Raw genomic sequence first — 14,594 nt, forward strand, 5'->3', positions numbered from 1 at the left:
GTCCTCCGGGTCAGGCGAGTCGGGCGGCGATGGCTTCGGCGAGCGGCAGCGGGACGCCGAGGCGGGCGCGCAGGGTCGCGGTGTCGATGGCCGTCCCCGTCCGGGTGCGGTGTTCATCGGCGACCTTGTGGGCCAGTGCGACGAGGGCGGGCGGCATGGCGGCATTGAGGGGGGAATGGACGGCCGACGGTTCAGGAGCCGGGGTGATCGGATCGTTCTCGTCGATCCGGGTGGGCGCCTTCCCCCGCCCCGGTTCCGGTTCCGGCGCCGTCACGGGGCTTCGGTGAGCGAGCAGGGTTCCGTCGAGGAAGTCGACCGCGGGCCATCCGGCGACAAGGATCCGCAGCCAGGCGGGAACGTGGTCCAGGTCGAGGAGGCCGGCGGTCGAAACGTTGGCTCCGAGCGAGGCCGTCAGGGCGACGAGGAACCAGACCCACGCCGCGGCTTTCGGTCCTCCGGTGCGGAGTCGGTGCCAGGCGGCGACGAGAAGCAGGTCGACCGAGACCGGATAGGCCCAGGCCTTCCATCCGCTCTGTCCGGCAGCGGCGGCGAGGTCGTGCAGGTGGGCGAAGGACAGGGCCCCGGCGATGACGGCTTGGACCAGGACCGCGTCCGCGCGGAAGACGGGCCGGGTCATCGGGGCGTTTCACCGGGGTAGTCCGGGCCGTCATCGGGGTCGTAGCCGGGCGGGAAGATGCCGGGCGGGGGCTCCGGGAGGGACGCGGCCAGGGACACGCCCACGGCATCCACGAACGTCGCGTCGGCGTCCGACCTGTCGGCGTACAGGGCGAGTTGTCCCAGCAGGACGACGGTTCGGGCGAAGTCCTCGCAGTCGGGGCACATGGTGGGTGCTCTCCTCCTTTCGGGCGTGGCGGGGTAGGGACCTGACGCTTGGGTGCGTCGAATCGGGGGCGGGTTGGGCCTACTCGACGACCGGCCGGGGGTGGCTCAGTGGCTCGGCAGGCTTCGCGGCCGGTGCCGGAGGGACGTAGGGCTTGAAGGGAGAGAGCGCCGGTACGTCGGGGGCAAGGTGAGCCGTGCTGCGGCAGGTGGCGGCGGCGTCGGCCAGCGAGATGTACGGGGTACGGATGCGGGACCAGCCGCCGGAGGTGTCACCGGCGACGGCGAGCCCGGGGCGCTCGGCGGGAATGGAGCAAGCGGCGGACACGGCCTCCGGCGCGATGTCGCCGAGTGCCATCTTCGCGGAGGCTTCGTCGTTGACGCGGTGGGAGACGCGGCCGGTGAGCTGGGCGCGGAGCATGGTGGCGCCCTTGCCCAGCTCGGCGCCGAAGCGCTGCCCGCAGACCTCCAGGTAGATGCCGGCCGCGCGGCCGAGCTGGGCGAGTCGGATGAGGTGGGTGACCATCTCGTCCCGTCGTTCCTCTTCCTTGCGTGTCGCGACGAGGAAGAGCTCCGCGACCTCGTCGACGAACAGCACGACCGGGTACGGGCGTTCGTCTTCCGGCAGACCCCAGATGTCGGAGGTGATCAGTTCGTCGGGGGTGCCCGGGGCGGTGCCCTGTCGGGCCTTGATCAGGTCGTACCGGTCCTCCATTTCCTTCACGAGCACCGGCAGCAATTCGGCCGCCTGCTCAGGGTCGGTCGCCAGGGCGGAGAGCCGGGCGGCGAACGGTGAGAGTTCAACACCCCGCTTGCAGTCGATACCGACCAGGACGACGGGCTGCGCGGCCAGGCCGGCGATCAGGTTGCGCAGGTACATGGACTTGCCCGAGAGCGTGGCGCCGAGGACGAGTTCGTGCGGTACGGCCCGGTAGTCACGGACGAACGCGGTCGCGTCCTCCCGCAGCGCCACCGGCACCCGTAAGAGATCGGCCCCGGCCCGGCGCGGCATCCGTACCTTCCGCAGGACGTCGAAGCCGACGAGCCGCAGTTCGACGACTCCGGGCTTGACGTCCCGTACGTACACGGCGTGAACGCCCCAAGCGTGCCGAAGGCGTTCGGCCGAGGCCGCCAGGTCCGCGGGTTCCTGACCCGGGGCGAGCCTGAGCCGCATACGCAGACCGGTCGAGGTGGGCCGGATGATGCCCCGGCGCGGCGGTACCGGCCGGACCTCACGTCGAGTGGTCGCCCTGACGGCCAGGGCCCGCCAGCGTGAGGGCTCGACGGTCAGACCACATGCGTCCATGGTCGAGGAGTAGGAGCCCAGCAGCCGGGCCACCGAGACCGGCAGCCCGACCGTGGACCAGTACGCGGCGGGGTGAGCATGCTTGAGGTAGGCCGTGCCGCCTATCGCGGCGAAGGCCCCGCCCAGCTCCGCCACCGTCACCAGGTCGGTCACGCGATCAGCCCGCCTCAGCCATCGAGAAGGCCCCCGGCATGACGGCGGTCGCCCGGTAGGCGATGCCGTGGCGCTGCTGGCCGTTGAACACGCTCTGCCAAGGGCGGGCCACCAGGCCCGGCAGCGCGACCGGGGCTCCGACAGTCAGCCCTTCCGTGACCCCGCTTTCAGGGACCGTGACCTGAATCAGGGCCGATTCGCCGTCGTCGATGTAGACGACTCCCAGGGTCATCAGGGTCTCGCCGCTCACGGCGTCCTTGGCGATCTCACCGGTCTGCCGGTCACGCACCTTCGGCGCCGGCGCTTCGGTGAGCAGGATCGTGGCGGACGAGGCATCGATACGGATTACACGCACAGAGGGTCTCCTTCTGAGGAAGATCAACCCATCACCTGACAGGTTGACTTAGCAAGTTCGAAGTTAGAGTTGCCAGGTTGACTTGTTAAGTGCGATTCCGCCTCAACGGCCGCCATCCTGGGGCTAGTTCAAGCGGTACGTGTCTTCGAGCTCCTGCCGATCGGCGGGAAGCAGCACGTCGGAAACCTGTAGCGCCTGGCCCGCGGCATCGAAGGCGGCCACCAGAACGCTGAGGACGGGCACACCGTCAGGCAGACCGAGGAGCGCCGCTTCGCCGGCATCCGCCAGCCGGGCGGAGACCCGCTCCGTCACATGGTCGAAGCGGACTTTCTTCCGCCCCTCCAAGTGTTCCCGGATCCCGGCACCCAACGGCTCGGAGCTCCCGAGGTCGGTGCCATCGACCAGGCCGGCGGGGAAGTACGACGAGACGAGTTCGACCGCTTCCCCCTCGTCCTCGACCAGGAACCGGCGCATCAGGACTTCGGCGCGCTTGGGCAGCCCGAGCACCGAGGCGACGCGCGCCGGAACGGACACTCGGTCAACCGCGACCAGCCGCCCCGGAGTCTGCGACTCCTCGCGCTCCAGCGTTTCCCGCCCGCGCCGACTCTTCTGCTCGACGACAGCCAGCCGACCCCGCACGATCGTGCCGAAGCCCTGCCGGGACTCCAGCCAGCCATCACGCTTCAGCAGCTCCAGGGCCCGGACGACGGTAGGCCGCGACATCCCGAACGCCTGGACCAACTGGTTCTCACTGGGCACCCGAGTGCCCGGGGCATACGTGCCGTCCTCGATGCGGCTCTGGATCGTCTGGGCGAGGCGGACGTACTTGGGTGCCGCCACTTCATACGCCATGAACGCCGCCTGTCGAGATTGGCCAAGTCAACTGGTCAACCAGACTAGCGAGAAATCCTGTTGCGCAGTACTGCTGCGCGGCGGCCACGTCAGCTGTCGGGCCAGGCATCGGCCATCACGAAGGAGACGACCGTGCCACCGAAGCGACTGGGACCCGACCGCCAGGACTCCGCGATGGAATCGACGAGCAGCAAGCCGCGTCCATGCGCCTCATCGGCCCCAGGGCGCCGTAGCCGCACGTTCGCCGGATACCCCGGGTTGTGCACATCGACCCGGAGTGAGGCCCCCTCGCGGAACCACTCGATCTGGACGATCCACGGATCGTCCGAGTACCCATGGACGATGGCGTTGGTCACCAGCTCAGAGACCATCAGTACGCAGTCGTCCACCGAGCAGGCCGGGTTGTACGGGGCGATGAACTTCCGGAACCAGCGCCGGGCCCGGGGCACGGACTCCGCGACGGGGTGCAAGGTCATCGCACCGAGCCGCGGCGAGTCCGACGAGGGATGGCGGTCGATCAGGTAACTCATCCGCGTTCACTCCCTGCCGCTGCCGTCGCAATCGAGGCAGCGCCGTTTCGATGTGGGACGGACACGGTCATTGACGGTGATGAGCGCCAGGGCCGTACGGGAGCCGACTCGCTTCCAACCGCGCCCACGACATCCCCGGCAAGGTAAGTGCGCGCCTTGGTCCGGCCGCCGACTCGTCACACCGCGCCCCCTTCAGTAAGTGGCCTTAGCCACTTACTGGATAGTGGCATTGGCCACCTGTGAGACGCAAGCGGTTCGCCGAAACGACCAACCGTCGACTGTCAGGTGAGGGGGTAGCCCTGCTCGAACGCCCACCGATGCGGCGGGTAGGTGGCCTCGGCGAACTCCAACGGCCGGTCCTGGAGGTCGAACACCACATGGTTCACGATCAAGACCGCAGACCCCGGGTCCAGTTGGAGGTCCTGCGACTCCTCATCCGTCGCCGGTCGAGCGCACATCCGGTCCTCGGCGTAACTCCCCTGCCGCCCCGTCATGCTCTCGACGTACATCAGCGTCCCCTCCTGGATCCGCTCGGGCTCAAGAAGCTTGGGCGCCCGTTCTCCCACGTCGGGCGCGAACCACGAAGTGGACAAGGTGATGGGTCCGCTCTGATCGTTGGTCACGCGCCGGCGGTGCACGGCCCACCGATCCTTCGTCAAGCCCAGCGCCTCAGCGACGTGATCCGGAGCGTCCAGCCAACCGGTCGAGGTGATGATCGCGTACTCACCGGAGGTGTAGATCTTCCCCGTCTGCCGGGCTCTGCCGTACAACTCCCGCGCCCGCCGGTTGACTTCCAGACTGCGTACGTACGTTCCGGACCCCTGCCGCTTCTCGACGAGCCCCTGATGACTCAAAGCCTCCAACGACCGTGCGGCTGTCGGCCTGGAAACCTTCCAGGTGGAAGCCAACTGCCGTTCCGACGGGACCTCGTCCCCTGGCCGCAGGTCGCCTCGAAGGATCTGATCGCGGATGTAGTGGGCGATCTGGAGATACTTCGGCTGCGCTTCCTCGATCTGAGGCATGTCCCCTCCTCCTCAAGTGGCTATGGCCTCTGGCCACTATAGGGTGACTGGTCAATTACCGAACCCGTAGTGTTGGGGACATGACGCGGTTGATCGTCGCAGCAGGAGGAGGGGGCGACGCTGTCGCCGCCGCAATGCTTGACGCCGCCCTGTACGGCGACGAGGACGGGCGGGCGGTGATCCTCACCTACGCGTGGGACCGCCTGCTGATCGACCCGGTGCCGGGCCCACGAGGGCCCGACAACTTCTCGGGCCTCGAACCCGTGACATCCGCGGTCTGGTCGGTACCGGCCACAGCCCGTCCGATCCCGCCGGCGGGATCCACGCTCCCCCGACTGGCCGCAGAGCTCCCGCACACGTTCGCCTTGATCGACCCCCACCACGGCGCCGCGGGCATCGCGCGCCAACTGGACGAACTGGTGGGCCACTTCCGACTGACCTCGATCGATCTTCTCGACGTCGGCGGCGACATCCTCGCGCGAGGCGATGAGCCGACCCTCAAGAGCCCGCTCGGAGACGCCCTGACACTGGCGGCGTGCTCCCAGCTGACCACCCCAGTGCGACTGCTGGTCGCCGGCCCTGGCCTGGACGGCGAACTCCCACTCGACGACCTGCGCAGCTTGCTCGGTCCCCTCGTCCACAGATTCACCGCGCAGGACACGGAGTCGATCAGCTCGGTCCTGGAATGGCACCCCTCCGAGGCAACCGGGATGCTCGCCGCGACAGCGCGAGGAGTCCGAGGCACCTGTGAAGTCCGAGACGCAGGGCTCCCCATCCCGCTCACGGACGAGGGCCCCACGGTCCACGAAGTCGACCTGGACGACGCGCTGAGCCGCAACGAGCTGGCCCGCGCGATCCTGTCGACGAACACCTTGGACGAGGCCGAGACACTCAGCCGCGAGGTCTGCGGCTACTCGGAGATCGACTACGAACGCAACAAGGCGGCGTGGCTCAAGGACCAGCCGACGGTCACGCTGGATCCCGACACGGTGCTGTCCCAGCTCGACGAGTTCGAGAACGAGGCCCGAGGCCGCGGAGTCAGCCATACGACGTTTCGCCGACTCACGGAGGTCCTGAACCTCAGCGGCTCCCAACGTGAAGATCTGCGCCGACTGCTGATCAGCACCCGCCCGGAGCGACACACAGCACCCCTGTGGCGCATCGCGTGAGGAACGACCAGGCGTCTTCTACCGCCACTGATCTGCCCGACCCGCATTGGACACTCACACAGACCGACTGGGCGGGGCTGAACCATGCCTATGGACCGGCGACGGACGCGCCCAAGATGTTGGGCGCGCTGCTGGACATAGATCAGACCGTGAGGACGAAGGCCCTCGCCTACGTTCACGGCATCCTTCATCACCAGAACACGATCTATGAAGCAACAGTCCCCACGGCGCTCTACCTGGCCGCGATCCTGACCGACCCGAGAACGACACTTCCGGTGGACAAGACCCACCGTGACGCCCCCGGATGCATGCGGGCCGAACTACTTGCCTGGATCGGGTCGGTAGCCGACGAGGTGACCAACGAGATCGATGCCGCGAGCCGCCTCCACGGGTTTCCTCTCGACAGCTATCCGCCCGCCGCGGCCATCCGGCAAACCCGACCGCAGTTGTTGGCCGCCGTATTCGCGTACGTCCATGACGCCGACCGGCATGTGAGCGAAGCAGCGATCGCAGCATGCATCCCGCTCTTGGATGACGCGGAGTTGCTGCCCCACCGAGCGACGCTGGTACCCCTGCTCCGCGAGGTCCTCGGAACCAGCAAGCGCTGGCAGCACCGGGAACGGGCCATCGATGCGCTCGACGCCTGGGGCGAGGACTCGTCGGGACTGGAAGGCCAACGGAATCCTTTCCTCTTCTGCGACAGCGACCTAACGGCAGACAGCTTCCCTTTGCCCACAGGCCCTAGCCTCGGCGAGAGCTACGGCGAAAGGCCACCGTTCTAGCTCCGGCCGGACCGTGATCATGAGCGCACCCGTCGGTGAGTTACAACCTTCTCTACTGGTTCAAGGCACCCGGCTCCGCTGCGGGCGCCGCTCCTGCCTTCGGCCCGCTTCGCCCGCGCTGCGCCGACGCGCGCCCACAGGTAGATAGGCCCGGAGGTCATGAGTCGAGCACCCGGCTTCTGAGGCCCACGGTCACGGGCGATGCCTCCGGCGGGGGATCGGCCGGCACCGGGATGGAGGGGGCGCCGTTCCCGGCCGCGGGCACATCGTGGCGAGCGCGGTGGGCTCCCATCCCGTCCACCGTCGACCCAGGCAGAGCCGAGCAGACGCGGCCCATGGCGTCCAGGTCGTTCGTACAGTGGCGCGCTCCACCTGGACGCCATGAACCACGCCCGCTCCACGGTGTGTGGGTCGACGGCGGACGGGATGGGAGCAGGGGAAGTGGTGGGTTAGGGATCGCAGGAAAGGCAATTGCATCCCGCCTAAGTCTCGGAGTTTTACTAAGCCGTAAATTCATTCACCTTTACCAGGGCGGCATCAACGCTCGACGCGATGAGCGTACCGTACGCACGGTCGAGTTTCGCCTGTTTTGCGAAGTGGCACCATTGTCGCTCCGTGACAACAATATCGCAGTAAGGAATGGCGGCGGACAAAGCCAGCAAGTCGGCAAGATCATGCTGCGACCACTTTTGATGAGAATTTCGGAATCGCTGCATTCTCAGTGAAGAATATACGTGCATCGTCGGAATAGATCTCCATAGCTCAACGATGTCCTCACGCGAGCGGACCAGCGACATTGGAGTCACTCCGCGAATCTCGCAAATCTCATTGATCTCATCCAGGGCGAGGTTGAAGTCATCGGTAATTACGGCGCGATCCAGTAGATCCCTCCCTCCAGAGGATGTCCAACGTTCCATTTTTATCTGCTGACTCTCCGCGTAAAGAGATCCACGCCTGTGCTGCGTGATTCGATCGATACCCTCGATATCCAGCGAGTCTGGAGACCCGGCCAGGGAGGCCCACTGATAGACGGCATCCCCACTCGACTTCAGAATCCGAATCGGATCGTCTTCCATTTTTATTGGCGGGGAGTCAAGGTTTTCATCCCCTAGGCTCTCGACGTATACGAATCGGCCCGACGTAGACGCGAACGCGTGATCGACTCCGTGCCCGAACGCTCCCACCTCAGGGGCGGGTACGTACCCTTTGATTCCCAACTTCTCAACGATCGCTTCTTCGATCTCCGCTCGCTGAAGGCGAAACATGGGCGCAAGGGGCAGGTAGCCGGAAAGCTGGCGCATAATGCCAGCCAGCTCGTATCGAGACTCCCACTTGGCGCGATGCCAAGTCTCCATATAGTGCATCGCAGACAAAGGAAAGTGCGCCCGTCCTGAATCCTTGCAATCAGCCAACTCCTGGATTCTGTCGCCGGCGTCTAGATTATTTTTGGAATCCTTCAGGAGGTTTACCCATGCGTTTTGATCTAGGTAAACTGTCGCACCTCGAAGCACTCACCCTCCCCAAGTCGAAGCTGCTCCAATAGTAGGTCGCACTCCACCTGCACGCCTGAGCTTTTTATTAGTCGTTCAATGAAGCATGGGGCCCGGACTACTCTAGGGCCGGGCCCCATGCGTCAGACGCTGGCGTCGCGCATCACAGAGTCCTTTCCAATCTCAGGTTGAGGCGTGGTGAAGGACGACGACGGCCTTCACCATGTTGGTGATCCGGTTGGTGCTGCAGCGGAGCTTGCGTAGCAGGCGCCAACCCTTCAGGACGGCCATGGCCTGCTCGCCGAGGCGCCGGATTTTGGCGTGGGTACTGTTGTGCCGCCGCTTCCAGCGCTTGAGCCGGCGGCCCCGGAAAGGTACGTGGACGTGGCGGCCGGCCCCTAGTACGCCTTGTCCGCCCAGCAATTCAGCCCTGCTGTTGCGAACGCGTCGATGATGCCGTGTTCGCGCGCGGCGGTCAGGTCGTGGGTGGAGCCGGGCAGGACCGCGGAAGCCCACAGCCTTCGGCCGAAGGGATCCGTGATGACCTGGACGTTCATGCCCTGGCGCTTGTGTTTTCCGGAGTAGTACGGGGTGTCGGCGTCGATCCGGTCGATGGGCGGGAGGGTGCCGTCCAGGATCACGTGCGCCTTCGTCCGGACGATCGTCATTGCCTGGGCCAGGGTCTGCGCCTGGGCGGCCAGCGCTTCGACGGCCTCGCGTATGTAGCGGTAGACGGTCGCGATGCCGATCTCGAACCCTGCGGCGAGTTGGGCGTTCGTGTCGCCGCATCGCAGGTGGGCCAGGGCGAGCAGGGCTTGACGGCCGACGGGCAGACGCCGCCATCGCGTGCCGATCTCCCGCCGGTGAGCCGCCAGTTGCCTCGTCCGATGCCGCAGCGTGCGCCTGGCCAGATCGATCGACGACGGGTAGACAAGCACGCGAAGCTCCTGGCGGACACGGGTGATCTTGGTCAAGAGCCCATCTACCAGGAGCTTTGTCGTTCCGTACAACCCATGCCCACCAACACCCCGACGCCACAGCCAGGTCGGATAGGGCTCACGATACCCGTTGACGCATAAACAGCAGCGACCGCTACGTGACGACTGCGATGACGGCAACGGCGGCAGACGGCGGCAGACGGCGGCAGCTGCCAACGGTTGCGTCCAAGGGAAGTGGTGCAGGGGCTCCCACCTGGTCTGGGCGTGAGCCCACGGCCAGAGTCGCGGCGCCGACGATGCGGATCTTCAGCTTGTGCCTCGCGTACCAGTTCGTCGTCTTCAGAGAGGCTCGGATGTCATACGACAACCCGCATGAGCCTCTCGACCCGTCGACGACGCCTGGCTGATCTTCTGGGCTTGATTCGGGTCGAAGTCTTGCTCTAGGTTGCGCGAATGGCGATTCTGCAGACGCTGACGAACCAGGGACGCGTAGTGGGCGGCCACTTGGCGAGCGGCAGCGTTCTCTCAGGCCACGGCGGACTCACGATCCAGCACCCACGCAACCCATTCAAGCGGCACAAGCTCAACGCCGAGACGGTGCTCGAGTGGGAGGCACTCTCAACCAGGGAAGGTGTCGCTGGCGTCATGGGCCAGGCTGCCGCGAAGGCTGCTCTGCCTGGGATGATCGGTAAGGCTGTCGGTGCCGGCCTCGGGGCTTCCATGAAATCCGGGCATACCGTCCGCGTGAACTGGGCCGACGGCAATCAGTCCATCGTTGAGTTGCCGGAGAAGTTGTTCATGATCTTCTCGGTATTGCTCGAGGGCCAGCAGATCGTAACTGATACCTCCGCGCAGGCCGAGTCTTCGGAGCCCCTCCCGACGCAGCCTGGCGTGACCGAGAAGATCTTGGACCTCGCTTCTTCGGTGATCCAGCGAGGCAAGCATGGGGCACCGGCCGAGGCCGCAGCTCAGCCGGATGTGGTCGAGCAGATCGCGAAGCTCGCGTCGCTCCATGACGCTGGCATCCTCACGGACGAGGAGTTCGTGGAGAAGAAGACTGAGCTGCTCAACCGTCTCTGAATACTTGAGGCGGCCAGTCGGCGCCCGGGCTCGGGCCGACGTGCCTGATCCAAGTTTCTTGGCGTGGTGCTGACGCCGGGCCTCGCGCGGGTGGTTCCAACTCTGCTCCACAAGATCAACCGACCGGATCTGTCGCAAAGTGAGCTTCTAGGATCTTGAGCATGCCGACCTCTTCTCCAGCCGCGACATCTGGTCCCTCACACGGCCGGTTCAACCCTTTGGGTCTCGCGCATTTGAGCCAAAACTTGCGTGGGGCTCTAGAAGACCGACCCAAAGTGTCACTAACCGGGCTCCAGCCGTTCGCGGGCGCCGGCCTCTACGCGCTCTACTACCGGGGCGACCTGCCGATCTATCAGAGGTTGAGCGAGACCGACGTGCCCCTCTATGTGGGCAAGGCCGAGGCTGGGAATAGCAGTTATGGTGACCCGCCCAACGAACAGAAGCCGAAGCTGTACGACCGCATAGACAAGCATCGGACTAGCATCAGTGAAGCGCAAAACCTCTCCGCAAGCGATTTCGATGTCCGTTACGTCGTCTTGGATGATGTATGGATCGTGCTGGGCGAGCGAGCCCTGCTGCGGTCCTACAGCCCGGTCCTGTGGAACACCCTCCTGACCGGATTCGGATCAAATACCCCTGGTAGAGCGCGAACGAATCCCAGATCCTTTTGGGATACCTTGCATCCAGGACGCCCGCGTGCCGCCAACAATTTGTGCAACCGCCTCCTGACACGCGATGAGGTGGAAACGCGCGTCCAGGAGGGCATCTCCGTGTCACTCATGACGTTTGGCCCCGCACGAGATGAAGCACTCGCGTCGCTGCGAAGGCGCAAGTACCAATCCGTCTGGTCGCTGCCCCGTAAAACGGACAAGGACAAGCGCATTGTCGTCCATCGACCGGCAGCCTTCCTGGAGGAGAACACGGCGTTCGGCATCCACGTGGAACCTGACGCTTGGCGAGCCACGGATACGTTGGCTGGCGTCGTGGGGGAAAGCATCATCGATGAGGCCGACGCGGGCGACGACGAAGGTGGAGACGACTAATACTCCAGCTGTAGATCTTGATCACGACTGTTGGAGGGCCTGACGTTGGTAGTGGCTGCTCCGTGCACGGGCCTGGTGTCGTCGGCGCCAGCATGACCAACTGAGCCAGTGCGCCAGGCCGCGTGGTTGCGGTGCGGCGAAGGCGGTGAAGAGACGTTGGATCTCGCCGCAGGTCAGCGGAGCGAGCCCTGGCGGCGTGGTCACAGTGGTCCGTTCGATGGCGGCCGTGACCACGAGGAATGCGTGCGCGAGCATGGCCAGCGTGGTCCAGCGATGCCAGGAGGTCCAGCGGCGGACCTGGTGCTCGTCCAGGCCGGCAAGGCCCTTCGCGGACTGGAAGGTCTCCTCCACCGTCCAGCGGCGTCCGGCCACCCTGACCAGGGCGCTCAAAGGAACGGGTCCAGCCGAGTAGCAACGGTAGAAGGCGAGTTCGGCGGTGCGCCGGTTGCGTCGAATGAGCAATGACCGGTGACCCGTGCTGCTCGCCGGGCTGTCGATCTCTACTTGGGCCCAGTCGTAGAAGCGGTGACCTTTGGCGCCTTCTCCGGCTGAGAGTCGCTGCCATACGGTCTTCGGGAGGCAGTGGGCCAGCATGCCGGCCGTGAAGACGCCCGCGCGGGTCGGGATCGGTCGCTTGCGTGAGACGGCGAGGACGTAGCCGACCTGACGGCGCTCCAGTTCGGCGCTCAGGTGGGGGTCGCCGCCGTAGACCTCGTCGCCGGTGACCCATGAGGCCGTGACGCCGGCGTCCAGGGCCTGGGTGATCATCTCGGTGGCCAGGGCGGGCTTGGTGGCGAACCCCGTATGGTCCGGGATGCCTGCGGCCCGGCAGCGATCGGGGTCCTGAGTCCAGGAGCGTGGGATGTAGAGGCGCCGGTCGACGGCAGCGTGCCCGACCGGGGTGGAGTAGACGAGGTAGACGGCGACCTGGGAGTTCTCGGTGCGTCCCGGGGCCCGTATTTCAATAACTGTCAGCGGCGGTTTTCCGCGGGGGTTGTTCGGGCGTGTAGCTGTTCCATTGTTCGGGCGGGTGTTCCGGGTATCGGTGTGACGAGGATCTGGTGCAGGTCCAGGAGCCGTTTTCCGTCTTGGTACTGGATGGACAGGTTGGTGCGGTTGACGCCCAGTAGTTGGGCCAGGAAGGTCATGGTGACCGCTCTGCGGCGGCGCAGGATGGCTGCCAGGAGCCGGTGGGTGTGGTCCACGCTGCTGGTCTGCGGGTGTCGGTAGCTGCGTGGGCGGTGGAAGCGTCGCTGGAATGCCGCCTCGGCCATGGCGTCCCAGAAGGGTTCCGAGGCCGCCACCAAATGCTCGAAGGCGGTTCGTGACATGCCGGTCAGGGCTGGATCGGTGAGCATCATGGTCAGGGCCGGGTCGGTCCTGTGAGTGGTTGCCGGCGCGTCGGGCGTTCGCGGTGGCTCGGGAGACAGGGTGTAGTTCCAGTCGCCGTGGAAGGCGTTGGGTGTGATCGGAAGGGTGTGGAACTCGGCGGGTGTGACGTTGATGCCGAGGTCGTAGCTGCCGGTGTCCAGTTCGGCTTCAATGCTTAGGCCGGTCTTGGTTGTTGTGGCGGCGATGGTCTCGAGGACGACCTGGTAGCTGGTCAGCGGTCGCCCCCGCCAGTTCGCGGTGATGTGGCAGAACATCCGATGCTCTATTTTGTTCCATTTCGAAGTCCCGGGCGGTAGGTGACAGACCGTGATCTCCAGGCCGCTCTCTCGTGCGAAGGCAGCCAGGTTGCTCTTCCAGGTCCAGCGGCGGGGGTCGTTGGAGCCGCCGGAGTCGGCGGTGATCAGGAGCCGGCCTGCATTCGGGTGGTCCGCCCGTCCTCGGTGCTGCCACCAGTGGCGGATGGACTCCACCGCGAACTGGGCGGTGTCGTGGTCGGTTCCGACGTTGACCCATCCGGTGTTGTTGGCGATGTCGTAGATCCCGTAGGGGATCGCCATGGGCTGGTCGTTGGTGGTGAACGTGTGTCAGTCCACCTTGATCGCGTTCTTGCCCGGCCGCCAGGTGCGACCGGGCCGGTCACGGTTGCCGAGCCATTCCTTGGCCTTGGTGTCGACGCTGATCACCGGCTGGGCGTCGTTGAGGAACTCGGTAGCGGTGGCATTGAGGTGGGTGAACTGGGCATCGCGGTCCGGATGTCTGATGCCCTCCGTCGTCTTCGCGGTTCCCTGCAGGCTGTAGCCCAGGGTGTGCAGCAGGTGTCCGACGGTTGAAGCGCTGACGGGATGGCCCTGTGCGGTGAGGGTCGAGGCCAGGCCCGTAACGACAACGTGGTCCACCGCAGCGGGGAGACGGGGTCGCCTCGGGTGTGCGGCTCGATCAGCGACTCCAGCGCGGGCAGCAGACCGGAGTCGGTGTCTGTCAGCCGCTTGCGGCCGGCACCTTGAGCCCGAACCCGTCGGGTCGGCGAGGAGCAACCGGCCAACTCGGCGATACCTCGCGCGATGGTGGCAGTGCTGGTGCCGGAGGCGACAGCGACCCGGACGATCCCGCCGTGGCCGAGGGCCATCGCCTCACTGGCCAGGTACAACCGACGGCGGCGCTCATCGAAGTGCGGCAGGATCCGATCGAACTTGGCCCGCAGAGCACGAGCGGCAACGCGGCCTGGCAGACACGGAGTCATAACTCAGACTCCCACCAACACCCCCTTGCCGAGCACTTATTGAAATACGGGCCCCCGCGGTCCCGGTGTACTGGCGTTGCACCCCGACGCTCGCGGTGCCCTTCTTCAGGTCACCGGTCTCGTCCACCACCAGGACGGCGTCCTGGTTGCCGAGATGCTCAACCACGAAGTCCCTTATGTCGTCGCGGACTTCGTCGGCGTCCCAGGACGCGCGGCTGAGCAGGTGCTGCATACCGGCCGGACTGCTGTCACCGGCATGCTCCGCGATCGTCCAGCAGTTCTTCCGCGGCAACTCTGCCAGCAGGCCCAGCACGAAGGCCCGTGCCCTGCGACGCGGCTCGACCCGGGCGAAACGCCTCGCCACCCTCGCCATCAGGTCGTCGAACACCGGCTGCCACTGGG

At 65.9% G+C, this 14,594-nt stretch carries 12 protein-coding genes and 4 pseudogenes; 4 read left to right on the forward strand and 12 right to left on the reverse strand.

Annotation, left to right across the window (positions count from 1 at the left end):
* Window positions 1–10: 10 nt before the first annotated feature.
* From GFH48_RS14125 to GFH48_RS14155, 7 genes are all read right to left on the reverse strand, one after another.
* Complete coding sequence (locus GFH48_RS14125) at window positions 11–637, reverse strand: DUF2637 domain-containing protein (RefSeq protein WP_153288613.1); 627 nt, start codon at window positions 635–637, stop codon at window positions 11–13.
* Complete coding sequence (locus tag GFH48_RS14130) at window positions 634–843, reverse strand: hypothetical protein (RefSeq protein ID WP_153288614.1); 210 nt, start codon at window positions 841–843, stop codon at window positions 634–636. Before GFH48_RS14130 ends, GFH48_RS14125 begins: the two co-directional genes overlap by 4 nt.
* Before the next feature lie 79 nt (window positions 844–922).
* Complete coding sequence (locus tag GFH48_RS14135) at window positions 923–2,299, reverse strand: FtsK/SpoIIIE domain-containing protein (RefSeq protein WP_153288615.1); 1,377 nt, start codon at window positions 2,297–2,299, stop codon at window positions 923–925.
* Window positions 2,300–2,303: 4 nt separating this feature from the next.
* Window positions 2,304–2,654 (reverse strand): SCO3933 family regulatory protein, encoded by a 351-nt coding sequence (locus tag GFH48_RS14140; RefSeq protein ID WP_153288616.1) that lies wholly within the window; start codon window positions 2,652–2,654, stop codon window positions 2,304–2,306.
* 123 nt (window positions 2,655–2,777) lie between these two features.
* Window positions 2,778–3,506, reverse strand: a complete 729-nt coding sequence (locus GFH48_RS14145) for a GntR family transcriptional regulator (RefSeq protein ID WP_153288617.1) — start codon at window positions 3,504–3,506, stop codon at window positions 2,778–2,780.
* 89 nt (window positions 3,507–3,595) lie between these two features.
* On the reverse strand, window positions 3,596–4,036 hold the full coding sequence (locus GFH48_RS14150) for an ATP-binding protein (protein WP_153288618.1): 441 nt from the start codon (window positions 4,034–4,036) through the stop codon (window positions 3,596–3,598).
* Between the two features lie 281 nt (window positions 4,037–4,317).
* Complete coding sequence (locus GFH48_RS14155; protein ID WP_153288619.1) at window positions 4,318–5,058, reverse strand: GntR family transcriptional regulator; 741 nt, start codon at window positions 5,056–5,058, stop codon at window positions 4,318–4,320.
* An 80-nt stretch (window positions 5,059–5,138) separates the two neighbouring features.
* On the opposite strand from GFH48_RS14155, the gene GFH48_RS14160 reads away from it, so the two are divergent.
* The gene (locus GFH48_RS14160) at window positions 5,139–6,227 is read left to right on the forward strand and encodes a DUF1152 domain-containing protein (RefSeq protein ID WP_153288620.1); all 1,089 of its coding nucleotides are present in this window, start codon (window positions 5,139–5,141) and stop codon (window positions 6,225–6,227) included.
* The gene (locus tag GFH48_RS14165) at window positions 6,224–7,009 is read left to right on the forward strand and encodes a hypothetical protein (RefSeq protein WP_194280584.1); all 786 of its coding nucleotides are present in this window, start codon (window positions 6,224–6,226) and stop codon (window positions 7,007–7,009) included. Before GFH48_RS14160 ends, GFH48_RS14165 begins: the two co-directional genes overlap by 4 nt.
* 500 nt (window positions 7,010–7,509) lie before the next feature.
* Here the strand turns inward: GFH48_RS14165 and GFH48_RS14170 are convergent, their stop codons facing one another.
* On the reverse strand, window positions 7,510–8,421 hold the full coding sequence (locus GFH48_RS14170; RefSeq protein ID WP_153288621.1) for a hypothetical protein: 912 nt from the start codon (window positions 8,419–8,421) through the stop codon (window positions 7,510–7,512).
* 261 nt (window positions 8,422–8,682) lie between these two features.
* Window positions 8,683–9,437: pseudogene (locus tag GFH48_RS14175) on the reverse strand (transposase family protein).
* Between the two features lie 453 nt (window positions 9,438–9,890).
* Here GFH48_RS14175 and GFH48_RS14180 point away from each other — a divergent pair.
* Both GFH48_RS14180 and GFH48_RS14185 read left to right on the forward strand, forming a co-directional pair.
* Window positions 9,891–10,517 carry an SHOCT domain-containing protein gene (locus GFH48_RS14180; protein ID WP_228120569.1) on the forward strand — a complete coding sequence of 209 codons (627 nt, stop codon included), beginning with the start codon at window positions 9,891–9,893 and terminating at the stop codon, window positions 10,515–10,517.
* Window positions 10,518–10,678: 161 nt separating this feature from the next.
* Window positions 10,679–11,560 carry an Eco29kI family restriction endonuclease gene (locus tag GFH48_RS14185; RefSeq protein ID WP_153288622.1) on the forward strand — a complete coding sequence of 294 codons (882 nt, stop codon included), beginning with the start codon at window positions 10,679–10,681 and terminating at the stop codon, window positions 11,558–11,560.
* Window positions 11,561–11,581: 21 nt separating this feature from the next.
* Here the strand turns inward: GFH48_RS14185 and GFH48_RS39705 are convergent.
* From GFH48_RS39705 to GFH48_RS14195, 3 pseudogenes are all read right to left on the reverse strand, one after another.
* A pseudogene (locus tag GFH48_RS39705) lies at window positions 11,582–12,508 on the reverse strand (IS701 family transposase); the annotation flags it as partial.
* A gap of 3 nt (window positions 12,509–12,511) precedes the next feature.
* Window positions 12,512–14,192, reverse strand: a pseudogene (locus GFH48_RS39710) (ISAzo13 family transposase); the annotation flags it as partial.
* Window positions 14,173–14,565, reverse strand: a pseudogene (locus tag GFH48_RS14195) (transposase); the annotation flags it as partial. The pseudogenes GFH48_RS14195 and GFH48_RS39710, both read right to left, overlap by 20 nt.
* Window positions 14,566–14,594: the final 29 nt, after the last annotated feature.

It is taken from the genome of Streptomyces fagopyri, assembly GCF_009498275.1.
Lineage (GTDB): Bacteria > Actinomycetota > Actinomycetes > Streptomycetales > Streptomycetaceae > Streptomyces > Streptomyces fagopyri.